The sequence below is a fragment of the Streptomyces sp. NPDC054796 genome, from assembly GCF_053611545.1.
Map to the genome: position 1 here is coordinate 327,654 of NZ_JBSHAO010000001.1, position 24,599 is coordinate 352,252.

Below are 24,599 nucleotides of genomic sequence, written 5' to 3' on the forward strand. Positions count from 1 at the left end.
CGCCTTCGCGCAGGACGCCACCGCCACCGCCACGGACCGGGCCGACGCCACCTTCGCCGTCGGGTACTGACCCCGCCCTGCCCTCCGGGACCCACGGGCCGGGGTGTGTGAGCCGGAGAACGGCCCCCGGCTCACACACCCCGTCATCCGGTCTCAGTCCTGGTAGACCTTGTCGGTGCCGGGGCCGCCGGAGAGGGTGTCCGTGCCCGCGCCGCCCCGCAGCACGTCGTCGCCGCTGTTGCCCCAGAGGGTGTCGTCGCCCGCCTCGCCGTACAGCGTGTCGTTCTGCTCGCCGCCGAACAGCTCGTCGGGGCCGCCGCCTCCGCGCAGGGTGTCCTTGCCGGACTCTCCGCGCAGGATGTTCTCCTCGTCGGTGCCGGTGAGGGAGTCGTTCCCGGGGCCGCCGAGGCACTCGTACGTGCACCCGGTGAGGATGTCGTCGCCGTCGCCCCCGTAGGAGCCGAAGCCCATCACGCCGCCGCCCCCGTCGAGGGTGTCGTTGCCCGCCTCGCCCTTGAGGACGTTCGACGGGCTGCCGGTGAGGGTGTCGTCACCGGCGCCGCCGAAGAGGGTGGCGTACGCGTCGCTGTCGGCGTTGACCGTCGCACTGTCGTCGCCGTCGCCGAGAGCGACCTGGTAGATGTCGGAGTCGTCGGAGTTCTGGGGTGCGAGCACCGCGCACTGGACGACGGTGTGGTCGGAGGGCGAGGGATAGACGCACTCGTCCCATTCGGCGGCTTCCGGGTCGATGGTGAGTTCGCCCTGATCGCGGAAGGTGAGGATGTGGTACTCCTCGAATTCGCCGCGCTTCTCCATCTCCGTGGAAATCTCCAGGGAGTTGTTCTGCCCGGCGGTGGCCTTGTAGGTCAGCTCGCCGTTCTCGCGGACGAAGGACGCCGCGACGGGCTCGGCTGCCGGTGCGGCGGGCGCCGCGAGCGCGAGGCCGCCCAGGGCGAGCGTGAGCGCCGCGGTGGCCGTGGCGGTGATGTTCCGGTACGTGTGCGTGTTCGTGCGCATGCAGGAATGACCCTTCGTGGAAACACCGCCCGGCGAACCGGCGGAGAAAGCGCCGGTGATGTCAGTGCTGCGAAGAGCGGGCGATGTCGGGAGTTTTTCCGAACGCGACGTTAGATACCGGGACCGCTCAAGAAGTTGCGGCGGACGGCGAATTTCTCGCCGGAACGGGAAATGATGCTTTCCGTTTCTCCGTGCCCCACGGGAATTCCACGCCGCGTTTACGCGGAGTTCTCCGTGTGCGGTTTCAGGGCCCTCCGGGCGGCCGGTGCCGTCGTGCCAGGGCCTCTCCGGGCCGTCCCCGGGGCCTCTCCGGCCCGCTCGGCGGCGCGGAAGGTGCCCGCGAGTTGAACTGTTTGCGCCCGGTGTCCGTTGCGGTGTGCGCCGGGCTGTCGTGATGCCCGGTCTGTGCCCGCCGGGGCCCGCCGAGGCCCCGCGGGTCTGTGTGGAATCCACGCGCCGACAGCGCCGACACCGTGAGGAAGGGATACACATGAACCGGGGTGACGATGCTGATGAGCCGGCCAGGGAGTACGAACCCCTCACGCCCGCTTCCCCGGCTGATCTCGGCCGGCTGAAGTCCGCGGGGGAGGGGTCCGGGGCCTCCCCCGCGTTCTCCGTGGTCATTTCCGGTGACGGCTCCGCCGTCATCGACGGCGACCCCGTGCCCGTGGTGCCGGGCGAGGAACTGGACGTCGCGATCCTCGACACGCTGCACGGCTACGCGCGCAGCCGGAACGCGCCCGTGACGGCGGCCATCTCCGACCCTGCCGCGGAGTACGTGGCGGTTGTCGAGGTGCAGCCGGACGGGGCCAGCAAGCTGCTGGACCAGGTGTACGACGACGCTCACGCGGACGCGGCCGCGGCCGTCGCGGGGGCCGGAGCCGGGGCTCCGGAGCCCACGGAACAGGCCGCGCCGGTGCAGCCGGTGCCGGAGCAGACCGCACCGGCTCCGGCTCCGGCCCCTGGTCCTGAGCCGGTCGCGCCCGCGCCCGTGCCGGAGCAGGCCGTACCCGCGCCGGGCCCGGAGCAGGCCGTACAGCCGCCGGCCCCTGAGCAGGCCGACGCCACCAGCGTCATGCCCGTGGTGGGTACAGGGCCCGCCGCTCCGGTGCCTCCGGTGGGTACAGGGCCCGCAGCGCCGGTGCCTCCGGCCGCCGGTCACGAGGCGGAGGGGCTGGAGCCGTCCAAGTCGTCGCGGTTCAAGCCGTCCATGCCCTCCATGCCTTCCTTCTCGATGGGCAAGGGGTCGTCGTCGAAGAGCAAGTCCTCCTCGCCGATGAGCACGCCCAGCTTCCGGGCGAAGGGGGGCCAGTCGGACGACGAGTACCAGCAGCCCGGACTGATGGAACGCCCCCTGGTCATGGGCGGGGTGGCGGTGAGCATCGTCGTGCTCGTCGTCGGCTCGCTGGTGGCGCTGGGCAGCGGCGGCTCTGAGGGGGAGGCGCAGCAGAACAAGGCCACCGGCGCGGAGAACGAGGCGGGCAAGCCGAAGAAGCCCAAGCAGTCGACCTATCCGGACCCCACCAGCCCGTCGCGCTCGGCGGAGTCGCCGTCTCCCAAGTCGGGGTTGTCCTCTCCCTCTCCGAAGAAGAAGTCGGACAAGAAGGACTCGGGGAAGGACAAGCCGAAGGACTCCCCGAAGGCCGACAAGGATGTCCCCATCCCCACAGGCGCGGTGGTGCTCAAGAACCACTTCGGCTTCTGCGCCGACCTCCCCGGCCAGGGCAAGGGACAGATAAACCAGCAGATCATCGACGAGCGCGAGTGCGGCGGGTCGACGGCCGACAACCAGCGGTGGAAGCTGGACAAGAGCCCCGAGAAGGGCCCGGGGGGCGTCGACCTGTATCTGATCCGCAACACCAAGGACGGCTTCTGCTTCGACCTGGGGGACTACGGCCCCCGGGAGGTCGGGACGCCGGTGGCAGAGTTCCACTGCGACGCCAGCAACAAGGACAACCAGCTCTGGTGGTTCGACAAGCGTCCCGACGGCGCGTACTGGATCCGCAACCACAAGAGCGGCGACCTGTGCCTCACCCCGGCCAGGTCGGGCACGAAGGCCGAGAACGCCGACCTCAAGCTGGGTGTGTGCGACAACAGCAAGCAGGAGTGGACCTTCAAGAAGGTCTGAGCGAGGTCCGAGCCGGGAGCGCCGCCGCCCCCACCACCGTCGTCAGGGCATGGGGGGAGGCGGCGGGGCGAACGGGTCGATGGCGTCGACCGGGGGCACCTCCTTCGCCCGGTGGTTGCCGGGCTTGCATCCGGCGAAGGGCCCCATCGGGCTGCGCAGGGACTGCATGACAGGCCCCAGATAGTCACGGTGCCAGTTGGCGGGACCGCACATCCCGGACCCCGGACCCGTCAGCTCCCCCCAGGCGAGCCACAGCCCGTGCAGCTGGGCAACGGCCTCCGAGTGCTCCCACCAGCGCGAGCACCAGGGCTCCGTGGAGGTGACCTCCCTGCCGTAGACCGGCAGCAGCACATGGTGGGTCCACAGGGTGAGCTGCCGCAGGATGTAGGCGTACTCCTCGCCGTCCAGGTAGAGGATGAACTGCGGAGGTGCGGGCTCCGGGGGCCTGTCGTCCGGGAACTCCGGGCGGTCCTGGGGTCCCCCCGGCTCCTGGGGTTCGTGGGGTGCCTGTGCGGCGTCCTGGACGTCGGCCGTCATCGTGTTCCTTTCCGGGTGCGGTGAGGACCGCCTCGGGCCGTTGCCGAGCCGAGGTGGCCGTGGAGCGGCGGGACATGACGGGACATGACCCTGTCCGGCCAGCACAACGCACACACGCGGCATCGGGTTCACCGCATCCGCGCACGTGCCCGGAGTGCGTGCGCGGGAGAACCGTTTCCGGCTCCCATCCGTGTCATCCGTACAACGCCATGACCACCCGTTGCCGGACCCAAGGAGGGACATCCACGATGTCCACCACCCCCCGCCCAGGAAAGTTCACTCTGAGACGCCCTGTACGCCCCGTACGCGCCGCCGTGGCGACAGCCGCGGTGCTGGGTGCGGCGACAGTCGGGATCCTCGCCTTCGGGCCTCCTCAGATGCTGCTGGCGGCCGACGAGTCCGGCAGCCAGATCTCGGGGTTCGCGGGCAAGTGCGTCGACGTGGCGGACGGCAACAGCGCGAACGGCACCCAGGTGCAGCTCTACGACTGCAACGGCACGGAGGCCCAGCGCTGGACCATGCCGGGGGACGGCACCATCAGGGCCTTCGGCAAGTGCCTGGACGTCTGGGAGAAGGGCACCGCCGCCGGGACGTCCGTGCAGCTGTGGGACTGCCACGGCGGGCCGAACCAGCAGTGGGTCGTCAGCGAGGCGCAGGACATCGTCAACCCGGCCGCGGACAAGTGCCTGGACGTGCGCGGGTACAACAGCGCCAACCGCACACCTCTCCAGATCTGGACCTGCACGGGCGCGGCGAACGAGAAGTGGACCGTCGCGAAGAAGGAGAACCCCCCGACCACGGGCGGCGGGGACAGCGGGGGCACCACGGGCGGCACCACGGGTGGCAGCACCGGCGGAGACACCGGAGGCAGCACTGGTGGCACTACCGGCGGCAGCACCGGTGGCAGCACCGGTGGCGACACGGGCGGCAGCACCGGTGGCGGTGACGACCACCCCGGCGACACTCCAGGGAAGTTCGTCGTCAGCGAGGGCCAGTTCAACGAGATGTTCCCCGCGCGGGACTCCCTCTACAGCTACAAGGGGCTCACAGCGGCGCTGAACGCCTTCCCCGCCTTCGCCACGTCGGGCGACGACACCACGAAGAAGCGGGAGGCGGCGGCCTTTCTGGCGAACGTCAGCCATGAGACGGGCGGCCTCGCGCACGTCGTCGAGCAGAACACCGCCAACTACTCCCACTACTGCGACCCCGCCCAGGCGTACGGCTGCCCGGCCGGCCAGAACGCCTATTACGGGCGCGGACCCATCCAACTGAGCTGGAACTACAACTACAAGGCCGCCGGTGACGCGCTCGGCCTGGACCTGCTGAACAACCCCGCCATGGTGGAGAAGGACTCCTCCGTGGCCTGGCAGGTCGGCCTCTGGTACTGGAACACCCAGAGCGGCCCCGGCACCATGACCCCGCACGACGCCATGGCCAACGGCGTGGGCTTCGGCAACACCATCCGCTCCATCAACGGTTCGCTGGAGTGCGACGGCAAGAACCCGGCCCAGGTGCAGAGCCGTGTGGACACCTACCAGCACTTCACCCAGATCCTCGGCGTCGATCCGGGGAAGGACCTCTCCTGCTGAGGTAGGTGCGGCTGCCCGGTGACACCCGGGGGCGACACGAACGAAGCGGGGGCCGTCGGATTTCCGACGGCCCCCGCTTCCTCTCCGCGGGGCGGCGCGGGACGGGCGTCAGCGACGTCCCTGTTGTTGTGCCTGATTGCGCTGTGCGTTCTGCTGCTGTGCCAACCGCAGCCAGGGGGTGTACTGGGGCTGCGCAGTGGTGTGACCGGAGGCTCTCCCGGGAGAGTAGTTCTGTACGTGGGCGGCGGCACCGTTGCGCGGCTGCCCGCCTCCGGCCGCCCTGTTCATCAGCGCTTGCGCCCGCTGTCTCTCCTGTTCCGGTGTCCCCAGGCCCCTCGAAGCCCGGTGGGCGTTCTCCAGGTCCCGAGCCCGTTGCTGGGCGGGCGTCAGCGGCTGCTCCGGGGCGGGCTGCGTGGGCGTCGGCTGTGTACGCGACGGCTGCTGTGGCGGGTACGGCTGCGACTGCGCCGGGTTCGTCCGGTCCAACGCCTCCTGCCGGAAGAAATCGGCTGCCAGCGCGGCTTCCTCCAGCCCTTGCGCCTGTTCGAACTGGGTGCGGCCGGTGGAGCGCTGCTGCGGGGGAGGTGCGGCGTCCTGGTACCTGGTCGGCATTCCGGCGTACGACGCCACGGACGTCTGCCGTGAGACGTGCGAGGCCACGGACGTCTGCCGGGATACGGGGAAATTCCGGTTCCAGTCCTCCGGCCCCAGGTCGGAAACCGGGGAATCCGGCGCTGCCATGTCGTGTCTCCTTCCGTCGAGCCGGTGTCCCGCCTCGGCGTGCGGCAGCTCTGTCTTCACTACGGGGCGCGAACACGCCCGGTTCACACTGTGCCGAGGTGCCCGATTGAACCGGCTGTGCTCGATTTACGTTGGGCCCCACGACGAGCTGATCTTCGAATGCGCGGAGGGAGCAGGACACGGTGACACCGGTGGCGTCGAGACACGCCGGGCAGGTCACCCCACTCTCGAAGGCACCCGGTGTGAGGCTCGGCAACGCTCCCGCTCGCCCATATTCACCTGGAGTGACCGCGTGACCACCACTGTCGCGATCAACGGATTCGGACGCATCGGTCGCGGCTTTCTGCGCGCGATGCTGGAACGCGACAGCGCTCTGGAGATCGTCGCCGTCAACGACGTCGGCGATCCCGAACTGATGGCGCATCTGCTCCGCTACGACAGTTGCTTCGGACGACTCGACTGGGACGTCCGCTGCGACAGGGACACACTCCGGGTCGACGGCCGCGACTTCAGGTTCCTCAACGAGCGCGACGTCCGCGACCTGCCCTGGAAGGAGCTGGGCGTCGACATCGTCGTCGAGGCCACCGGGCTGCTCACTGACGCCGACGTCGCCCGCGGGCACCTGGAAGCGGGCGCGCGCAAGGTGCTGATCGCCGCGCCCGCCGAGGGCGAGGACCTCACGGTGGCCTACGGCGTCAACCACGACCGCTACGACGACCTGTGCCACAACGTCGTCTCCCTCGGCTCCTGCGTCACGAACGCCCTCGCCCCCCTGGCCCATGTGCTCGACGAGCTCTTCGGCATCGAGCACGGGCTCATGACCACCGTCCAGGCGTGCGCCGACGAGAGGCTGTCCGACGGCCTGCGCCACGACGTCAGAAGAGGCGGTGGCGGGGGAGAGGGCATCACTCCATCCACCACCGGGGCAGCCCGCGACATCGGTCGCGTGCTGCCCCGTCTCGACGGCAGGCTCGACGGCTACGCGCTGTGTGTGCCCGTGCAGACCGGGGCGCTTCTCGACCTCAACGTCACACCGCGCCGTCCGACCACCGCGAGCGAGGTCGAGGCGGCACTCCGCGATGCCGCGCAGGGGCACCTGCTCAACGTGCTGGCCTGCACCGAAGAGCCCGTTGTGTCGAGCGACATCATCGCCAACCCGTCCTCCTGCGTCGTGGACCTCGCGCTGACCCATGTCACCCCGACCCAGGTGCGGACCGTGGCCTGGTTCGACGACGAGTGCGGGCTCACCAACCGGCTCCTGGACACCGCCGAACTCATCGGCCGGGCCTGGGCCGTGGGGCACGGGAAGCCCATGGCCCGGGCCAGATGACGGGACGGACACAGCGGGAGCGGTTGCTCGCCGGGTGAACCGCCGGGTGAACCGTCCGGTGTGCGCATACGTCGTGCGTGCACAGACGTTTCACCATCCGAGAGGCGTGTTCTATGCGTGTGAGACCACTACCGCCACTGCGATCACTACGAACATTCAGACCCCTGCTGTTCGCCTTTCTGCTCGTTGTCGTCGGTGTGTCGGCCGTGGCCTCGACGCAGTTCTGGTCCGACGGGGGGAAGGAGGACATGGCCTCCGCCTCGGCCGCGGCCGAGAACGGGGAGCACACCGTCACCCTGCGCAACGAGACGGGCAGCCGTGTGTGGGTCGGTGCCACCGTCAACGCGGACGGTTCGAAGCCGCTGACGGGGCTGCCGGTGCTGGACCCGGGCAAGTCGGCCACCGTCACCATTCCCGAGAACTCGGACCCGGGGCACTGGCGGGGCAAGTTCTTCGCCCGCCAGGGGTGCAGCGGGGAGGAGGGCACCACCTTCTATTGCGAGGTGGGCGACTGCGGGCCCTACGCGGACCACTGCACTACGGGCGAGCAGCCCGTCAGCCTGGCGGAGTTCAACTTCGACAGGGCCGACAACCTGGCACCCTGGTACGACGTCAGCTATGTGAACGCGGTCTCCACGTCGGTCACCATCACGCCCGAAGGGGCGAAGCCGCCGGAGAACGGCGGGGAGTGCGCCTCGGTGGGCTGCCCCACGAATCTGCTCTCCGCCTGTCCGCCGGAGAACCTGACCAAGGCCAAGGGCACCGGCAGGCCGCTGGTGTGCGTCAACCCGAACCGCGACGCGAAGACCCCCTACAGCGAGGCGCTGGCCAAGCAGTGCCCCTCCGCCTACTCGTGGTCCAAGCACGACACCGAGCCGGGCAACCAGGTGGTGCGCCAGTGCAAGGAATGCAGCGGCATGACCGTCACCTTCCACGGCAACGGCGGCCCCGCCGACAAGCCCGACCCCAAGCCGGAGCCGAAGCCGGAGCCCACCCCCGGCAACGACCAGCCCGGCAACCCCGGCGACTCGCCCTCGAACGGCAGGGGCGTCGCCGTCAACCCCGTGGACGGCGCGACGGAGGCGCTGAAGGACTCCGGTGCGACCTGGTACCACAACTGGGCCGCCTCCAGCGATGGCCTCACGCCGCCGGAGGGTGTGGAGTTCGTGCCCACCATCTGGGGCAGGGGGTCGGTGAATGACGCCGAGCTGAACAAGGCGAAGCAGTCGGGTAAAAACCTGCTGGCCTTCAACGAGCCCGATCTGCCCCAGCAGGCCAACATGACGCCCGAAGAGGCCCTGGATCTGTGGCCCCAACTGGAGAAGACGGGCATGCGGCTGGGCGCACCCGCCGTCGCGTACGACGCGGCCAAGGACGGCAGCTGGCTGGACCGCTTCATGAAGGGAGCCCAGGAGCGCAACCTGCGCGTCGACTTCATCCCGGTGCACTGGTACGGCTCGGACTTCGGCCCCGGCGCTAGCGAGCAACTGGCCTCCTACCTGAAGGGCATCCACGAGCGCTACAACAAGCCGGTGTGGCTGACGGAGTACGCGCTCATCGACTTCACGGCCAAGGACCACAAGCCGCGCTACCCCAGCGAGCAGGAGCAGACCGCCTTCATCAAGGCATCGACCGAAACACTGGACAAGCTGGACTTCCTGGAGCGTTACGCGTGGTTCGCGCTCTCCAAGCAGACCAGCCCGACGGGCCTCTACGACGGTGCCACCGCGAACCCGAGCGGCAACACCTTCCGCGCGGCGGACTGACCCACTGTCTGTCGTGACGTCACGGCCACGGCTTCACCGCGCCCTTCGGGGTACGGTGAAGCCGTGGCCGGAAGTGTTCTACGGGCGCGTTTCCGCCGTGTCCGCGGTGGTGTGCCCACAGCGGACGAGTGCGGGCATGCGCGTACGGCTTGTGCGGCACGTACGGCAGGCCGTACGGCAGGCGTCGCGCGGGCCCGTGACACCAGTAGGCTGACAGTCCGTCGCGACGGGGGGCGATCGCGGTTGGTCAGGGCAGGGCTCTTGAGCCGTGTCCTGCACACAATTCACCGTCAATTTTCCTGAACAGGCCCACATGTCAGCACGAGCCCCCCATACGTCAGCACAAGCTCCACTCATATCTGTCATCGGTATCGGTGCCACATGGCACTCCCGTCCGCGTCGCCGCGCCGGGAGCCTGGAGCGCATGAACGTCCCCGTCGTGAACGCCCCTGCCGTGCATGTCCCCGCTATGAATGCCCTGGTGGCCCCGTGAGCGCGGCCTACGAGGAGTCCCTGCGCTTCGCGGTGCTGGGACGGGTCAGGGCGTGGCACGGTGACACCGAACTGGACCTGGGCTCACCGCAGCAGAGAGTGGTGCTGGCCGCCCTGTTACTGCGCCGGGGACGCCCCGTCACCGTCGCCGAACTCGTCGACGCCGTGTGGGGAGACGAACCACCGACCGCCGCCGTTTCCGTGCTGCGGACATACGTGTCACGGCTGCGCAAGGTGCTCAAACCCGAACGCCAGGCCGCGGAAGCCCCGCAGGTGGTGGTATCGGTCGCGGACGGATATCTCGTCAGGGTGCCCGAGAACTCCCTGGATCTGCGGGTCTTCGAGCGGCGCGTCGCCGAGGCGAAGAAGCTGCGCACAGCGGGCGAACTGCACGCCGCCGCGAAGCTGCTGCACGCCGCGCTCGACGGGTGGGAGGGGACACCCCTGGCCGGACTTCCGGGCCCGCTGGCCGAGGCGGAGCGCTCCCGGCTCGTCGAGGAGCGGCTGACGACGCTGGAGACCTGCCTGGAGGTCGATGTCCAGCTCGGGCGGCACAACGAGGTGATCGCCACGCTGACGGCGCTCACCGGCGAGCACCCGCTGCGGGAGCGGCTGTGCCAGCTCCTCATGCTCGCGCTGTACCGGTCGGGACGGCAGGCGGAGGCGCTGGCCGCCTACCGCAGGACGCGGGGCACGCTGGTGGCCGAGCTGGGCATCGAGCCCGGCACGTCGCTGCGCGAGCTGCACGACCGCATACTCGCCGCCGACGCGTCGCTGGAGCCGTCGGCGCCGGAGAAGGAGTCCTACCGTCTGGCCCCGGCCACCCGGCAGGCCGCCCGCCCTGCACAGCTCCCCGCCGACCTCCACACGTTCACGGGGCGGCAGGCCGAGCTGAAGCAGGTCGAGGAGCTGTCGTCAGGCGGCGGTACGGGCCCTGCCCCCATGGTGATCGGCGCGATCGGCGGCATGGCGGGCATCGGCAAGACGACGCTGGCCGTGCACTGGGCACACCGGGTCGCCGACCGCTACCCCGACGGGCAGCTCTACATCAACCTGCGGGGCTTCGACCCGACCGGTTCGACGGTCACGCCCGCGGAGGCCATCCGCAACTTCCTCGACGCGTTCGGCGTCCCGCCGCAGCGCATACCCGCGTCCCTCGACGCGCAGGCGGCCCTGTACCGCAGCATGCTCGCCCAGCGGCGGGTCCTGATCCTCCTGGACAACGCCCGCGACACCGAGCAGGTGCGGCCGCTGCTGCCGGGGTCGCCGAGCTGCCTGGTCATCGTCACCAGCCGCAGTCAGCTCACCGGGCTGATAGCCAACGACGGTGCCTATCCGCTGACGCTGAGTCCGCTGAAGCCCTCCGAGGCGCACGGCTTCCTCGTGCGCCGCGTCGGCGCCGCACGGCTGGCCGCCGAACCCCAGGCGGCCAAGGAGATCATCGCGCGGTGCGCGCGGCTGCCGCTGGCCCTCGCCGTCGTCGCGGCGCGTGCCGCCACGCACCCCGGCTTCCCGCTCCACGCGGTGGCCAAGGAGCTGCGCGACAGCCAGGACAGTCTCGACGCGCTCGCGGGCGGCGACCCCACGACGGACGTACGGACCGTCTTCTCCTGGTCCTACGAGGCACTGTCCGTCCCCGCGGCCAGGCTGTTCCGCCTGCTGGGCCTGCACTCGGGGCCCGACATCTCGGCGCACGCCGCCGCGGCCCTCGCCGGACTCCCGCTCCGCGAGACCAGGAGCCTGCTCGTCGAGATCACCCGCGTCCATCTGCTCACCGAGCACGCGCCGGGCCGCTACTCCCTGCACGACCTCCTGCGTGTCTACGCCGCCGAACGCGTCGAGACCGAGGAGACACCGCAGGAGCGGGCCCGTGCCGTGGAGCGGCTGCTGTGCTGGTACCAGCACACCGTGGACGCCGCCTACCCCCACCTCACCCCGCGCCGCCGCCGGATACCTCTGCAACCCCTGCCAGAGGGCTGCAACCCCCTGGCGTTCACCATGCGCGACCAGGCGCTGACGTGGTGCGAGACGGAACGCGCCAACCTCGTCGCGGCGGTGCATCAGGCGGCCGCCTACCAGCGGCCCGACATCGCGTGGCGGCTCACCGCCGCCATGTGGGGGTTCTTCTACCTCCGCAGCCACCTGCACGACTGGTTCGAGACAGCCCGGGTGTCCCTCGCCGGTGCCCGCGAGGCCGACGACCGCACGGGCGAGTCGTGGAGCCTGAGCGACATGGCCGCCGCGCTGACGGCGATGCGCAGGTTCGACGAGGCCATCGTCCATCTGCGGCAGGCGATGATGCTGTGCCAGCGGCTCGGGGACACCACCGGCAGATCCCAGGCCGTAGGCAACCTGGGCAATCTACACATGCAGGTCGGACGGCTCGACAAGGCCGTCGAGTACACACGCCGTTCGCTGGCCCTCGACCGCGCTTCCGGCAACGCCTGGGGAGAGGGCATAGCCCTGGCCAACCTGGGGGACGCCTGTCAGCGGCTCGGCAGGTTCGACGAGGCCAACGACTACCTGGAGCAGGGCCTGGGCGTCCTCCACGCCACCGGCAACCGCTGGGTCGAGGGTGTCACCCTCGACATCCTCGGCACCGTCCAGCACCGGCTGGGCCGCCACGACGACGCGATCCAGCGCTACCACCAGGCGCTGGAGACACACCGGGACGTCGGCAACCGCTGGGGCGAGGGACACACCCTCGGCCACCTCGGCGACATCCACCTGGCGACGGGCAGGCCGGAGGTGGCCCGCGCCCGGTGGCGCGAAGCGCTCGCCGTCTTCGAGGAGTTCGACCACCCCGACGCCAAGGAGATCCGGGAGAAGCTGCGCCGCCTGGAGGAGGGCGCGCGGGGCACGGAGCACACGAGGCCGGGGGCCGACCCCGCCGACGTGGGTGTGCGCCCGGCGGACACCAGCACGACGTGAGCGTGGCCACGGTCGGCCGCGGGGGTGAACCACCGCCTCCGCGGGACCGTGGTTGCTCACGCGAAGGTCGCACGGGGCCAGGAAAGTCTCGGCCCGCGCGCGATGGATGTGCGGGCCGGGGGCCACCGGAGAGGACAAGGGAAGAGGAACACCGCAGATGTACGAGGAGTCCCACGGGGAACCGCACCTGACCGTCGACCAGGTGGCCGTGGCCGAGATGAACAGCCTGCTCAGCGCGGAGGAGTTCATGTGGGAGCGGCTCAGGGAGGCCCGGGACGCGTACGCGAGGGCCGAGGCCGCGGACAAGGACGCCACGGGCCTCTTCAAGCGGGGAATGATGGGCCGGGACCAGCAGCAGGAGTACCACCACGCCGCCGTCGCGGCCCTGGAGCGACAACAGGACGCCGCAAGGCACTTCGCCGAGGCCCGTGACCGGCTCGCGAGCAGGACCGGCGCTTCGACGGAGCGGGGGACACGGGACCAGCCGTCGCCGCTCTCGCGGCCCGAAGGGCAGTTCACCCCCCGGCTCCAGTCCCAGCACTCGTCGCAGGGGCACGGCTCGGCCGCCCGTGAGACCCAGCCGCCCGCGCCGACGGTGACGGTCGTGGCTCCGGCCCCGGCGCCCGCGCCCGCGCCGGTGTCCTCCGGCTCCCCCTACGGGAAGAGCGGCGGCCGTGGCCGTAAGCGCCGCAGGAAGTGAGTGGTGAGCGGCGAGCGGTGAGCTGACTGAACCGTTCCCCACCGGGGCCCGTTGTTCCCGGCGTCAGCACCCCCGACCATGAAGGAGGGGCTCCATGGCCGACACTGACCCGCCTCGGCAGGCCGGGACCGGGCCGAACACGTCCGCTCCGGATGCGGTGAACAACGAGGCCAGGCGACTGGCGCTGAACCTGATCAGGGAGGAGTTGCGGGAGACCTCCCGCAGGCAGGCGCTCCTGAACCTGGTGAGGCGCGCGGCACAGTGGATCGGGCGACGCCTGAACCCGGGCCGCTCGACGCCGCAGGACTTCGCCGCTCAGTACGCGCCCGCGGCCTCCCCCTCGGGGCCCGACTACGGCGGCCCGCAGCAGTGGCAGGGGCAGGGCTGGGGGCAGGAGCGCTCCATGCAGCCCTTCCAGCCCGGGCCCGGGGCGTACGGTCCCGGGCCCGGGACCGGCGGGTTCGCGCAGGGGCCGCCGGCGCAGCAGTTCGGCCAGCAATTCGGGCAACAGCCCGGCCAGCAGTTCGGGCAGCCGGGGCCACCCGCGCCGGGCCAGGAAATGGCGGACGCGTGGAAGCGGGCGCTGGACGTCGCGGTCAAGGCCCACGTGGCCGAGCTGCTCAAGGGCGAATACAAGAAGGCGGCCGACAGCGGGCGGTTGCCGCGCGCGCAGGCGATGGTCACCCCGGAGATGAGTGAGGCGTCCGACCACTTGCCCGGGAACGAGAGGGACCGCCTCCGGGCGACCCTGCTGGGCCAGTCGCAGGGAGCGGCCCCCGGGGCGCCCGAGGCCGCCGACCGCTCCACCCGCCCGGCCACGCCGTCCGAGCCCGCGCCCGCGCCCGAACGCACGGCATCCCTCTCGACCGGTGAGCGCCAACAGGCCCCGCCCGCCCCCGCGCAGGAGCAGCGGGCTGGCGTCTCCCCCGTCTCGTACCCCCCGATTCCCCGAAGCGGGACGTCGAGCGAGCCACAACCGAGGACTGAGCCTTCCTCGTTGAGCGCTGCTGAGCACAATGCGCTGGATGAGAGCTTCTACGGGCGGGCCGACCCGTCGCGCTTCGAACGCCCGGCACAGCCGTTGGCCGCCACGTACACGGGCACGAATCAGCGCATGAGCGATGCCCAGACGGCGGAGAGCGTGCGGCAGAGCCAGCGGGATCAGCAGAGGTCGGCGTTGGAGACGCCCACTGTGTCCCCGAACACGGCGAACCCCGTGAACCCCGCGGCGTCCCGCTCCGCGTCCCCGCTGCCCCAGTCCCCGATCAGCGCCGAGGGGCACCGGGTCCTCGCCACGACGACGCCTGCCGCGCCCACACACGCGGCGAACTCGTCCGCCACGCCGCCGCCCAAGACCGCGCAGGTTGCCGCCAACACGGCGGCCAAGGGGCGCAGCGTCAGGTAGCGACGGTCAGGCAACAGCGACGGGCCCGCGGCTTCCCGCCGCGGGCCCGTCCTCTGTGCGCTTCGCGCCTGCCGCCTACTTGTTCCACCTCTTGTTGGTGTTGTTGACCCGCGTCTCCGCCGCCGTCAGATCCACGCGCAGCGGGATGCCGGGGCGGCTGCCGACCTTGATGAGGAAGTTGCCGAGCCCTGGCGGGTCGGCGCGGCGGCCGTTGGCGGCGTCCCAGGCCGGCGGGGTGGACCAGTCTGTCAGCAGCCGCTTCTCCGCCTCCGTCAGCTCTACGACCTGGCTGAGCTGGGGCATCTCGGCGGGCGGCAGGCCCGCGCAGACGACCATGCCCGCGCGTTCCACGAAGCCCTTCGCCTTGGTGCGGTCCTCCTCGGCCGGGAGTGCCATGAGGTCGTCGATGCTGTGGGTGATCATGGCCAGGCCGACGCCGCGCTGACGGTCCAGACGGGTCAGCGCGTTGACGCGGTCCACCAGTCCGCGGCCCGCCTGGAGGACGCGCCACAGCTCGTCCATGACGAGGAAGTAGTTGCGCTGCGGCTCCAGTCCCGCGTCCGCGAGCGCGTGCGCGGCGGAGACCGCGCCGAAGCCGTACGACCAGCACGACAGCAGCGCCGCCGCCTGGAGCAGGACCTCGCTGTCGTCGATGCCGCTGACGTCGAAGCAGACCGGGCGGTCCAGCTTCATCGGCTCCGTCGTCGGGCTGGCGAAGGTGCCGCCGAGGCGGCCGTCGCCGAGCAGCGCGGTCAGCGACGCCTCCAGGTTCTCCGTGACGTCGCGGTAGCGGTTGATGTCGCCCCGGTCCAGGGCCACGGCGCGCACGCTCTCCGGGGCGTCCTTGATGACCTGCACCAGGTCGCCGAGGACCGGGACGCGGTTCTGGCCCGAGGTGCCCGAGGAGTGCCGGTCGTCCAGGACGTTCAGGGCCGCCGACAGGATCGTCTCCTCGCGGTCCGTCGGCGGACCCGAGCGCAGGATCGTCACCAGCGCCGAGACCATGTGCAGGCGGCGGCCGTGTATCTCCGCGAGGAGCCTGCTGCGGGCCTCGCCGGTGAGCCGCGACGCGGCCTGGAGGGACTCGCCCGGGTCCAGGACGTTGAGGTTGCCCCGGCCCCGGCCCAGGCTGATGACCTGGCCGCCGATGGCCCTGATCAGGTCCACGTAGTCGGGCTTGAGGTCGCCGAAGATCAGCGGGTGGACGCCGTAGCCTGAGAGGCCGAGTGCCATGCGCCGGACGACCGTCGACTTGCCGAGCCCTGGGCGGCCGAGCACGAACATCGACGGGTTGGCGAGCAGGCCCGTGCGCATGAACCACGAGACCGGGTCGCAGCAGACCGTCGCCCCGGACTCCAGGTCGCGGCCGAGCGGCACCCCGACCATCGGGGTGCCCGACCCGGCGCCGAACGGCCACAGGCCGCACACCTGGACGGAGGTGCCGCGCCACTCGGGCGCGGGGTCGACGTAGCCGACCATGCCGCCGCCGGGGCCCGGCCAGCCACGGGAGGTGGGGCGGGGCTGGCGGGGCTGCCTGGGCTGTTTCGTCTTCGTCTTCGTCGAGCGTGCCATCAGGTTCTGGTTCTCCTCTTTCCTCGTGCGCGGGCAGCCGACGCCGTCACATCACGTCGCGCACGGTCTGCGGCAGGGCGGTGTGCAGCGGCAGCACCAGGCCCAGCGGCAGCGCCGCGGCGAACGCCGCCGCCTGCGAGCCGTAGACGGGCCGCACCGCGATGCGCGCTGCGGGCGCGAGGTTGTCGACGGCTGCGGCGGCCTCCGGCAGCTCCGCCTGGGAGTTGACGGTCGCGGTGATCAGCAGGCCGAACCGGATCACGCCGTGGCCCTGTGCCTGCTCCTCGGTGGTCCTGCGCGCCGCGGTGACCTCCGCGTCGTCGCGTGCCTGGCCGATCTGCGACTGCTGGGCGCTGAACAGCGCGTTCTTGTAGTCCTGCTGGACGACCCTGGCACCCTCGGCCGGGGTGTGCGGGCGGTACAGGAGCGTGACGCGCTTGCGCGCGATGTCGCGGTTGGGCTGCACCAGGTTGGTCAGGACGTTGGAGAACACCTCGCCCTGCGGGGCCTCCGTCATGGCCCACGTCATGCTGAACGCGCCGTCGTGCCGGTAGTGGTCCCACGCCTCGCGCGCCGCCATGGGCCCGGCCTGGTCCCACGTCAGCCCGGTGCCGCCGGTGGCCCGCGCCTCCTCGACCAGGGGCGCGACGGTGGGGTCGTAGGCGACACGTATCGCCTCGGTGAGTTCGGTCGCCGTCATCGGCACGGCCGTGCCCGCGCCCGTCATGGACAGCCCGGCGGTCAGGCCTGGCAGCCGGGTGCCGATGTGCAGCGCCATGTCCTCCGCGCTGCGGCGGGAGGCGCCGGGGCGGGCGGCACCGGAGTACGTCAGCGCGATCCGGGTGGCGATCTGCGCCGAGCCCGAGGGGTAGGAGGCCAGCACCTCGTCCAGCATCGCCGTGGCCAGTTCGGGCGCGTCGGGCGCCGAGTTGGCCGAGACCTCGTGCTGGAGCCGCACCCCGGTGTCGGGCGCGGTCTCCACCGTGACGCTCGCGGCGACGAGGTCGGGCTCGGCGCCCAGCGCCGACAGCCACTGGCCCCAGTGCGCCACCCAGCTGTCGACCTGCCGCTCCTCGACGAGTGCCGCGCCGTCCGCGTCGCAGGAGATGACCACGGTGTGGTGGCCCGTCGACGGGATCGTGATCATGGCGAACGGGCGGGAGTAGCCGTCCTGCGCCTCCGTGAGCGTCGACCCGGCCGCCAGGCCCGGCAGTTCGCAGGTGCCGCGTCCGCTCCTGCCCATCGGGCCCGAGCGGTACTCGTGGCTGCCGGAAGCGGTGGTGCGCCGCCACGCCAGGCGGACCGCGCCGCGCTGCATCAGCGTCCGCCCGTGCCGGTCCTTGAGCGCCAGCGGGCCCATGATCACGGCGAGGGCCAGGGCGATGCCCAGCGCGGCCCAGAGGGAGATCAGGGTGGCCAGGACCACGGCGATCAGCCCGGCGAACAGCAGGAGCGTCACGCCCAGGGACAGGCCGCGCAGCCCCGAGGTGCGGGGCCTGCGGAAGTTGCCGTACGTGCGGGGGGAGAGGGTTTCAGTAGCCACGGGGCTTCTCCTGCTGATGGTCGTCGGGGTGCTGACGGTCCGGCACCGTTACCGGGGCCTGGCCCGTCGTCGCGTCCCGTTCCTCTGACTGTGTCTCGGCGCTGTTGTCCTGCGCCTCGGGCCGCGCTGTGGTCGGGGCCGTGGCGGGCCCGGCCGGTTTTCCGTGTGCCCTGTCGCTTCCCTTGGCGGTTCGCGCGGCGCCCGTCTGCAACCCGCTGGGGTCCGGCACCACGGCGGCGCCCGCCACCGAGCGGCCGGTGCCGAGGCTGCGCAGGTGCGGGACGGGCAGTGCTCCGGTAGCCGCGCTCGACGATCCGTCAGAGCCGCCGGAGGAGCGCCCCGAGCGGCCTCCGCCGGACACCGCCGCCTGGACGACGGGCGCGGCGAACCGCATCAGCGCGGGCAGCGTCGCGCAGGCCAGGACGATCAGGACGACCCCGGAGACCATGGAGACGACCTCGTTGTCCTGCTTCTGCCCGCTGATCGAGAACGCGGCGGCGTACACGACGGCCGCCGCCGGTTTGTAGAGCACGAAGGCGAGCAGCCAGCCCACGGACCTGCGGAACCAGATCCGGCCCGCGGGGGCCGAACTGGCCGCTGCGGCAAGGGGGAGTGTGCCGGTGAGGATCACCAGCATGGCCATCCGCACGATCATCAGGGCGATCTGCGCCACGGTGCCGATGACCACCAGCATGGCCATGATCAGGACGAGGAACGAGGAGTCCGTGCCGCCCAGTGCCAGCATGGCGGAGGTGCGCTTCTCGAACTCGTCCACGCACTGCGCGACGGGTTCCCCGGCCGCGCTGATCTGCTGGCAGCCGGTGGACCTGTCGATGATCCACACGCTGAACTTGTCCCCGGCCGAGGTCAGCAGGCCGACCGTGGCGACCCCGGCGGAGGAGACCACCACCAGGTTGAGCAGCCCCTGGAGGGCCTGCTTGGCCGAGTCGCCGCGGCGCTGCCAGGCCAGGTGCCCGGCCGCGAACAGCAGACACAGCACGGCGGTGAACGAGGTGACCCACAGCGTGGAGTCCTGGAGGAACGCCACGGGGCCGCCGTTGTCGGCCAGTTCGGGGCGGCCCAGGCTCATCCAGGAGCTGCCGAGCGCCTTGACGGTCGTGGCCGCCGCTTCAGCGGCGCTCTCGGCGATGTCGTCGAACCCGCTGTCGCCGAGGTCCTTCGGGGACGCGCCGGAGCCGTCCCCTACGCAGTATCCGCCGACGGAGGGGGCGACCCATCCGAAGTCACAGCCCGCCATCAGACACCTCCCCATTCGGTGTATCCGGCCAGCGAACCGACCTGGGTGGGCGCGGCGGGGTCAGCCGGGTACTCCAGCTTCCAGTCGCCGTTCTGCCACAGCATCGTGGTGGTGGCGGCCTGCATGCGGCCGTCGGGGAACCGCCACACGGTCTGGATCACCGCGGTGCTGGAGTTGTACGTGACGAACTTGAACCCGGCGATCTGCCCGTGGGCACCACCGCCCTGCTCCGTGGTCGCGCTCTTCCGCTCCGACTTGGTCCGCTCCGCGATGTAGGTGTCGCGGCCCGCGCCGACGGTCTGCGCCGTGGCCACCTTCCGCCAGTCGTCGGCGGCGAGATAGCGCACGCTGATCTGGCTGCTGGCCAGCAGGGCGCCGACGGGGGTGTGCGCGTAGCAGCGTGCGACGTTACGGCCGACCAGCGCCGGGCCCGACGCCTTGGAGGAGGGGAGCGCCACGGCGTCGTACAGCGACCAGGTCACGCGCCGGGGTGCCGAGGTGGGCACGTCCTGCTGCTTGTCGGCCAGTTCGGGGCACGTCCCGCCACCGCTTCCGCCGCCGCGGGACGAGGACCGGTCCGGGTCCGCCGCGGGGTCGGCGGACGACCGGGCCGACGTGGAGCCCCCGTCCTTCGCCGGTGCGGTGGGCGGGTCGGAGGTGAGGACGACCGCTCCTCCGATGACGGTCACGAAGCCGATGAACGCGGCGGCGAGTACGAAGCCGGAGCGCAGCCACGGGCTGCGCGGCTCGTCGGCCGCCGCGCGGGTGCCGGGGTCTGCCATGTTCTTTCCCCATCCTCACGGGTGGTCGGGTGCTGGTGGGCCGGAGTGCTGATCGGTCTGCTCCGTGTTCCTGTACGGGCGTTCCTGGACGTTCTGTGGGGGCGTTGTTCCTGTACGGGCGCGCGCCGGTGTGCCTAGACGAGCGCGCCGACGATGCCCGAGGCGGAGCCGACGAGCAGGCACGCGCCGAGGACGAAGCCGAGCCCTCTGGCGTGTTCCCGGCCGCCACCGCGGGAGTGGTCGACCGCCATGCGTGCCGCGACGGCGAAGATGCCCGCGACGCACAGGGCCGTGACGGTCCACGCCACCCACTTGAGGACCTTCAGCAGGTCCTCGGCTCCGGGCGGCGCCTCCCCTCCGCCGACGTCGGGTACGCCCGAGGGCTGCGGGGCTGCCACGACCATGTGGGCCGCGTTCGGTGTGACGTCCATGACGGCCGCCAGCAGACTGGACAACTCGTTTCCTTTCCAGGCGGTGAGCCGGATCGCGGGTGGGACGTATCTACAGGGGGCGGGTGAGCCGGGTCAGGTCACGCGCCAGGGCCGTGCACTCCTTGGGCAGATGCGGCTCGCCGAGCCGCCACTGCTCCACCCAGGGGACCTCCCACAGCCGGGGCACGGCGCCCGAGACCAGCCGCACCCGGTCGCGCAGGAGCCGCGGGCGCTTGCCCGGAGCGTCCGCGACGACGACCAGGCCCAGCAGCTCGACCCCGGTGACCATGCGCGAGGCCCACTGCTGCGCGGCGTGCTGCGCGGCTTCGAGACCGTGTGCCGTGGAGCGGGCGACCAGGACGACCGACTGGGACGTCGAGGCCGTGGGCCAGGCCCGGTTGGCGTCCCGGCCGCCGGAGATGGCGCGCTCCAGCGAGCTGACACCCGCGCCTCCGTGCACGCCAAGCCACCACCAGCCGTGCCCTTCGCCCGCGTGGGGCTGTGCGACGGGCAACGCCTGCTCGGGCCGCGGGACTCCGGCACCCTGGGGCGCCGCCGGTCCTGTGAGTCCTTCCGGCGCACTCTGAACCGATCCGTGAGGTTTCCCGTTGGTGCCCCCCGGAGGGTCGGACTGCGGCAACCAGGGATTCACAACCGGCACATCCCCCGCCAAGACATCTCCTTCGACCGCTGATACGACGAGCCGATAGTACACATAAACCCGCAACAGGCAATAAATTGCTTGTTCTTCGATTACTTCGCATAAAGGCCAATTCACCCATGCCAATTCACAGAGTTTTTTTGGGGTGTTCAGATGACATGGGGCGTTCCGGATGAACGGCCGTCCCGGTCGGGCGGGATCGACGGCGCTGATCGTGGGAGGCGTCGGCCTGGGGCTGCTCGCCTCCGTGGTCGGGCTGTCGGTGGTGGGGGCCGTCGAGGAACAGGACGACACGGCCTCGGTGGGTTTCGCCAAGGACCTCAAGGCGGGACACGTACCCGCGGACTACGCGGCGTGGATCCAGCGTGCAGGTGAACTCTGCGACGAGGTGAGCGCGCCGCTGGTCGCGGCGCAGATCGCCGCCGAGTCCGGCTGGAATCCCGACGCGGAGAGCCCCGTCGGCGCCCAGGGCCTGAGCCAGTTCATGCCCGGAACCTGGAAGACCTGGGGCGTGGACGCGGCGGGCAAGGACGGCAGCGACGAACCGGACGGCGAGGCCGACCCGTTCACACCCGGCGACGCGATCATGACCCAGGCCCGCTACGACTGCTGGCTCGCGGACAAGATCCGACGTATGGGCGTGGAGGGGGACATCACCCGCCTGCTGCTCGCCGCCTACAACGCGGGTCCCGGAGCGGTCCAGGAGTACGGGGGCGTGCCTCCGTACCCCGAGACGCAGGGCTATGTGACGCGGATCGTCGGCTCGATGCCCAAATACACCGAGGGCGACCCGGTCGACGCCGACAGCCCGTTCGGCGACCGCGTCGTGGCCGGTGCCCGCAAGTGGCTGGGCACCCCCTACTCGTGGGGCGGCGGCGGACCCGAGGGCCCGGGACGCGGGTTCGCGCAGGGCGCGAACACGGTGGGGTTCGACTGCTCCAGCCTCGTCCAGTACGCGGTGTACTACGCCAGCGGCGGCGACGTGCTGCCGCCGCGCGTCACGCAGCTCCAGGCCAACGCGGGAGAGGCGGTTTCCCGCGACGACATGCGGCCTGGCGACGCGATCCTGTTCAAGCTCAATGGAGGCAGTTACGACCACGTCGGCATTTACATCGGTGACGGGCAGTTCATCCACGCGCCCAAGACCGGTGACGTCGTCAAGATCGCTGATCTCGACGAATCGTATTACGCGAGCAAGCCCCAGAAAGTGAGGCGCTTCGGATGACTTCCTCCTCCGCGCGCAGCGGCGCCGTGGTGGCCGCGACGGTGCTCACCGTCCTGCTCACCGCGAGCGGCTGCGGTTCAGGCGAGGGCGGGGAGGACGCGCGCACCGCGCCGTCGTCCCCCGCCACCTCCCCGGCCGCCACCGGCACCGGTCCTTACCCGACCCCGGCCGACGCTGAGGCCGACGCGTCGGCCTCAGCGTCCGCTTCCGACTCGGCCTCGGCGTCCCCGGGCGCCGGGGCCACGGGCGAGCCCAAGGGAGGAACGGTCCGCCCCGAGGACGTGAAGGGAACCGACGCCGACGCGGTGAGCCGCGGCGCGCTCAAGTCGCTGTGGACGTTCGACACGGCCATCGACAGCGGGCCCAGGGACGCCGAGCTGCGGACGGCCGAGGCGGGCTGGCTGACGGACAAGTACGCGGACAAGCTGCGCGCCGACCGGCCCCAGTCGGTGCCAGGGGCGCAGTGGCAGGAGTGGGACAAGCACCGCGCCTACACCAAGGTCGGCCTGGAGAAGACGGAGGACGCGGCGAAGCCCGCCGACGCCGGCGGCGAGGCATGGCGCCAGTGGACCGTCACCACCACGCCGACGGGGCGCGACCAGTGGTCGGGCGACCCCCTTGTCGTCACGGCGTACGTACAGCTCACCCGCACCGCGGACGGCAAGCCCTGGCGGGTCGCCGACGTCACCGTCGCCTAGGCGCAACCGCCGCCCGGACGTCGACGTCGCTCAGGAGGCGTCCGGTGACCGGTGTCCCGCTTCGGCAGGCGACACTTGTCGCACGGACACGACCGACAGCACCCGTCCCACAGCCCGGAGAACTCCTTCATGCCTTCGAACGCCGAATCCATGGATGTCCCCACCTGGCCGGTCTACGACCTCATCGTGCACGAGGACGGACGGATCGTCGCGTCGGGCCCGCAGATGCCCACGACCGGGCACCCCACCCGCGCCGACGCGCTGAACGCGGTGGCCGGGACCGCGGTCAGGCTCGGCCGCCCCGTGCGGGCCAGGGCCACCGAGCCGGACGGCGCCGTATGGCCGCTGATCATCGCGCCGGACGGCTCGGTGCGCGAGGCACCGGACGGCGCGACGCCCGCCCCGGCGCAGAAGGCCCAGAAGGCACAGAAGTCGCGGAAGGTGCGGCAAGCCCAGGAGGCGCCGACGACGCCGAAGAAGCGGTCGTTCGGGCTGCGCCGCCAGGCGAAGGAGAAGCGCGGGGCGGGAACGGCCGCGCCGGGCCCTGCGGCCCCCGCCTCCGCGACGGGGCTGCCCGGACAGCCCGGACAGCCCGGACTGCCGGGCCAGGGCGGGCAGTTGGTGAGTGGGGACTACGCGGGGCCGCTGGCGCAGGTGACGGAACATCTGCGCGTCGGTCAGTACGCCGAGGCCGTCAAACTCGCCACCGAACTGGACGACAGGGCGGCGGGCGTCCTCGGGGTCTCGCACCCCGACGTGCTGCACATCCGCGAGAAGCGGGCCGAGGCGGCGGCCCGCACCGGGGACGCGTTCGGCAGCATCCAGCTGTACCGCGACGTGGCCGAGCGCTGGCACTACCGTGGCGAGGGCGCGATGGCAGAGGATGTGGCGAGGCGCGCGGAAGAGCTGTGGAGGCAGATGCCGCAGGGGGACGAGGCGCTGTCCGCCGGGCTCGTCGTCGTCAGGATGCGCAATCAGATGCCGGGGCAGTCGGGCGACGCGCTCACCGCTGTACTGGCAGACCGTGTGCGGCTGCTCCAGGCACACGCGGGGGCGTCCGAGAACTTGCAGATGGCGCCCCAACAGCCCATGGCCACCGCCCCCTCGCACTCGCACCCCGTGGCCCAGCAGCCGGTCGCGGCCGAAGTCCCCGCGCAGCAGGTGGTGGCCGAGGCTCCCGCGCAGCAGCCTGTGGTGGCCGCTCCCGTGCAGTATGCGGCGCCCGCTCTCGCACGGCCGGTCGCGGCTGAGGCCGCCGCGCAGCCGGTGGTGGCTGAGGCTCCCGCGCAGCCGGTGGTCGCCGAGGTTCCCGCGCAGCCGGTGGTCGCCGAGGCCCCAGCGCAGCCTGTGATGGCCGCTCCCGTGCAGTATGCGGTGCCCGTCCTCGCGCAGCCGGCCGGGGCCGAGATCGCCGCGCGGCTCTTGGCGGCCGAAGTCCCCGCGCGCACGGCGGCGGAACACACGCCCGAGCCGCGGTCAGTGGCGGGTGCCGGTGCCCCCGAACAGCCTGTGGCTGTCAGTTACCCGCACCCGGTAGCGGCCGGTGCCGCGGTACGACCCGCGGCGGAACACACTCCCGCGGCACACCCGGTGACGGACACGTCCGCACCTGCCGCGGCCAACAATGTCGCGCACTCCGTGGGGGAGCACGCACCCGCACAGCCCGCGGCGGCCAACGTCGCCGCACAGCCTGTGGCGGACACCACCGCTGCCCAGAAGCCCCGCCCCGCGATGAGGCAGATGACCTGGGAACGGTCCGCTTCACCCGTCCGGAGCGCGGGCTGAGCCCGGCC

General features: G+C 71.5%; 19 protein-coding genes. 10 read left to right on the forward strand and 9 right to left on the reverse strand.

Features of this window, described 5'->3' with window-relative positions; translation table 11 throughout:
- Positions 1 to 153: 153 nt before the first annotated feature.
- On the reverse strand, positions 154 to 1,017 hold the full coding sequence (locus tag ACWGJ2_RS01440; protein ID WP_453343849.1) for a calcium-binding protein: 864 nt from the start codon (positions 1,015 to 1,017) through the stop codon (positions 154 to 156).
- 490 nt (positions 1,018 to 1,507) lie between these two features.
- Here ACWGJ2_RS01440 and ACWGJ2_RS01445 point away from each other — a divergent pair, with 490 nt between their 5' ends.
- Positions 1,508 to 3,145, forward strand: coding sequence for an RICIN domain-containing protein (locus tag ACWGJ2_RS01445; protein WP_453343850.1), 1,638 nt, complete (start codon positions 1,508 to 1,510; stop codon positions 3,143 to 3,145).
- Positions 3,146 to 3,187: 42 nt separating this feature from the next.
- Here the strand turns inward: ACWGJ2_RS01445 and ACWGJ2_RS01450 are convergent, their stop codons facing one another.
- A complete protein-coding gene (locus tag ACWGJ2_RS01450; protein ID WP_453343851.1) occupies positions 3,188 to 3,682 on the reverse strand; it encodes a DUF4913 domain-containing protein in 495 nt (164 codons plus the stop codon).
- Between the two features lie 248 nt (positions 3,683 to 3,930).
- Between ACWGJ2_RS01450 and ACWGJ2_RS01455 the strand changes: the two genes are divergently transcribed.
- Positions 3,931 to 5,271: a glycoside hydrolase family 19 protein gene (locus ACWGJ2_RS01455; protein WP_453343852.1), complete on the forward strand. Its 1,341-nt coding sequence runs from the start codon at positions 3,931 to 3,933 to the stop codon at positions 5,269 to 5,271.
- A 108-nt stretch (positions 5,272 to 5,379) separates the two neighbouring features.
- Here the strand turns inward: ACWGJ2_RS01455 and ACWGJ2_RS01460 are convergent, their stop codons facing one another.
- Positions 5,380 to 6,012 carry a hypothetical protein gene (locus tag ACWGJ2_RS01460; RefSeq protein ID WP_453343853.1) on the reverse strand — a complete coding sequence of 211 codons (633 nt, stop codon included), beginning with the start codon at positions 6,010 to 6,012 and terminating at the stop codon, positions 5,380 to 5,382.
- A gap of 292 nt (positions 6,013 to 6,304) precedes the next feature.
- On the opposite strand from ACWGJ2_RS01460, the gene ACWGJ2_RS01465 reads away from it, so the two are divergent.
- From ACWGJ2_RS01465 to ACWGJ2_RS01485, 5 genes are all read left to right on the forward strand, one after another.
- Complete coding sequence (locus ACWGJ2_RS01465; protein ID WP_453343854.1) at positions 6,305 to 7,342, forward strand: type I glyceraldehyde-3-phosphate dehydrogenase; 1,038 nt, start codon at positions 6,305 to 6,307, stop codon at positions 7,340 to 7,342.
- Between the two features lie 248 nt (positions 7,343 to 7,590).
- Positions 7,591 to 9,108 (forward strand): glycosyl hydrolase, encoded by a 1,518-nt coding sequence (locus ACWGJ2_RS01470; RefSeq protein WP_453343855.1) that lies wholly within the window; start codon positions 7,591 to 7,593, stop codon positions 9,106 to 9,108.
- A gap of 489 nt (positions 9,109 to 9,597) precedes the next feature.
- Positions 9,598 to 12,531 (forward strand): BTAD domain-containing putative transcriptional regulator, encoded by a 2,934-nt coding sequence (locus ACWGJ2_RS01475; RefSeq protein ID WP_453343856.1) that lies wholly within the window; start codon positions 9,598 to 9,600, stop codon positions 12,529 to 12,531.
- Between the two features lie 157 nt (positions 12,532 to 12,688).
- Entirely contained in the window at positions 12,689 to 13,231 is a 543-nt protein-coding gene (locus ACWGJ2_RS01480; RefSeq protein WP_453343857.1) for a hypothetical protein, read from the forward strand.
- A 94-nt stretch (positions 13,232 to 13,325) separates the two neighbouring features.
- Positions 13,326 to 14,636 (forward strand): hypothetical protein, encoded by a 1,311-nt coding sequence (locus ACWGJ2_RS01485; RefSeq protein ID WP_453343858.1) that lies wholly within the window; start codon positions 13,326 to 13,328, stop codon positions 14,634 to 14,636.
- Positions 14,637 to 14,711: 75 nt separating this feature from the next.
- On the opposite strand, the gene ACWGJ2_RS01490 is transcribed toward ACWGJ2_RS01485, so the two are convergent.
- From ACWGJ2_RS01490 to ACWGJ2_RS01515, 6 genes are all read right to left on the reverse strand, one after another.
- Positions 14,712 to 16,208 carry an ATP/GTP-binding protein gene (locus ACWGJ2_RS01490; RefSeq protein ID WP_453343859.1) on the reverse strand — a complete coding sequence of 499 codons (1,497 nt, stop codon included), beginning with the start codon at positions 16,206 to 16,208 and terminating at the stop codon, positions 14,712 to 14,714.
- A gap of 46 nt (positions 16,209 to 16,254) precedes the next feature.
- The gene (locus tag ACWGJ2_RS01495; protein ID WP_453343860.1) at positions 16,255 to 17,751 is read right to left on the reverse strand and encodes an SCO6880 family protein; all 1,497 of its coding nucleotides are present in this window, start codon (positions 17,749 to 17,751) and stop codon (positions 16,255 to 16,257) included.
- Positions 17,741 to 19,009: a hypothetical protein gene (locus tag ACWGJ2_RS01500; protein ID WP_453343861.1), complete on the reverse strand. Its 1,269-nt coding sequence runs from the start codon at positions 19,007 to 19,009 to the stop codon at positions 17,741 to 17,743. The genes ACWGJ2_RS01495 and ACWGJ2_RS01500 overlap by 11 nt, the downstream gene beginning before the upstream one ends.
- Complete coding sequence (locus ACWGJ2_RS01505) at positions 19,009 to 19,791, reverse strand: hypothetical protein (RefSeq protein WP_453343862.1); 783 nt, start codon at positions 19,789 to 19,791, stop codon at positions 19,009 to 19,011. Before ACWGJ2_RS01505 ends, ACWGJ2_RS01500 begins: the two co-directional genes overlap by 1 nt.
- A gap of 134 nt (positions 19,792 to 19,925) precedes the next feature.
- Positions 19,926 to 20,246, reverse strand: coding sequence for a hypothetical protein (locus tag ACWGJ2_RS01510; protein ID WP_453343863.1), 321 nt, complete (start codon positions 20,244 to 20,246; stop codon positions 19,926 to 19,928).
- 46 nt (positions 20,247 to 20,292) lie between these two features.
- A complete protein-coding gene (locus ACWGJ2_RS01515; protein ID WP_453343864.1) occupies positions 20,293 to 20,682 on the reverse strand; it encodes a DUF6668 family protein in 390 nt (129 codons plus the stop codon).
- 373 nt (positions 20,683 to 21,055) lie between these two features.
- On the opposite strand from ACWGJ2_RS01515, the gene ACWGJ2_RS01520 reads away from it, so the two are divergent.
- The 3 genes from ACWGJ2_RS01520 to ACWGJ2_RS01530 all read left to right on the forward strand — a co-directional run bounded on the left by ACWGJ2_RS01520 (position 21,056) and on the right by ACWGJ2_RS01530 (position 24,591).
- Positions 21,056 to 22,108, forward strand: a complete 1,053-nt coding sequence (locus ACWGJ2_RS01520; RefSeq protein ID WP_453343865.1) for an NlpC/P60 family protein — start codon at positions 21,056 to 21,058, stop codon at positions 22,106 to 22,108.
- The gene (locus tag ACWGJ2_RS01525) at positions 22,105 to 22,806 is read left to right on the forward strand and encodes a hypothetical protein (protein ID WP_453343866.1); all 702 of its coding nucleotides are present in this window, start codon (positions 22,105 to 22,107) and stop codon (positions 22,804 to 22,806) included. Before ACWGJ2_RS01520 ends, ACWGJ2_RS01525 begins: the two co-directional genes overlap by 4 nt.
- 129 nt (positions 22,807 to 22,935) lie before the next feature.
- Entirely contained in the window at positions 22,936 to 24,591 is a 1,656-nt protein-coding gene (locus ACWGJ2_RS01530) for a hypothetical protein (RefSeq protein ID WP_453343867.1), read from the forward strand.
- Positions 24,592 to 24,599 lie beyond the last annotated feature (8 nt).

Coding starts and splice junctions, on each gene's coding strand:
- ACWGJ2_RS01440 (WP_453343849.1), bottom strand. CDS start 1,017: ATGCGCACGAACACGCACACGTACCGGAACATCACCGCCACGGCCACC.
- ACWGJ2_RS01445 (WP_453343850.1), top strand. CDS start 1,508: ATGAACCGGGGTGACGATGCTGATGAGCCGGCCAGGGAGTACGAACCC.
- ACWGJ2_RS01450 (WP_453343851.1), bottom strand. CDS start 3,682: ATGACGGCCGACGTCCAGGACGCCGCACAGGCACCCCACGAACCCCAG.
- ACWGJ2_RS01455 (WP_453343852.1), top strand. CDS start 3,931: ATGTCCACCACCCCCCGCCCAGGAAAGTTCACTCTGAGACGCCCTGTA.
- ACWGJ2_RS01460 (WP_453343853.1), bottom strand. CDS start 6,012: ATGGCAGCGCCGGATTCCCCGGTTTCCGACCTGGGGCCGGAGGACTGG.
- ACWGJ2_RS01470 (WP_453343855.1), top strand. CDS start 7,591: ATGGCCTCCGCCTCGGCCGCGGCCGAGAACGGGGAGCACACCGTCACC.
- ACWGJ2_RS01480 (WP_453343857.1), top strand. CDS start 12,689: ATGTACGAGGAGTCCCACGGGGAACCGCACCTGACCGTCGACCAGGTG.
- ACWGJ2_RS01485 (WP_453343858.1), top strand. CDS start 13,326: ATGGCCGACACTGACCCGCCTCGGCAGGCCGGGACCGGGCCGAACACG.
- ACWGJ2_RS01490 (WP_453343859.1), bottom strand. CDS start 16,208: ATGGCACGCTCGACGAAGACGAAGACGAAACAGCCCAGGCAGCCCCGC.
- ACWGJ2_RS01500 (WP_453343861.1), bottom strand. CDS start 19,009: ATGGCGGGCTGTGACTTCGGATGGGTCGCCCCCTCCGTCGGCGGATAC.
- ACWGJ2_RS01505 (WP_453343862.1), bottom strand. CDS start 19,791: ATGGCAGACCCCGGCACCCGCGCGGCGGCCGACGAGCCGCGCAGCCCG.
- ACWGJ2_RS01520 (WP_453343865.1), top strand. CDS start 21,056: ATGAACGGCCGTCCCGGTCGGGCGGGATCGACGGCGCTGATCGTGGGA.
- ACWGJ2_RS01525 (WP_453343866.1), top strand. CDS start 22,105: ATGACTTCCTCCTCCGCGCGCAGCGGCGCCGTGGTGGCCGCGACGGTG.
- ACWGJ2_RS01530 (WP_453343867.1), top strand. CDS start 22,936: ATGCCTTCGAACGCCGAATCCATGGATGTCCCCACCTGGCCGGTCTAC.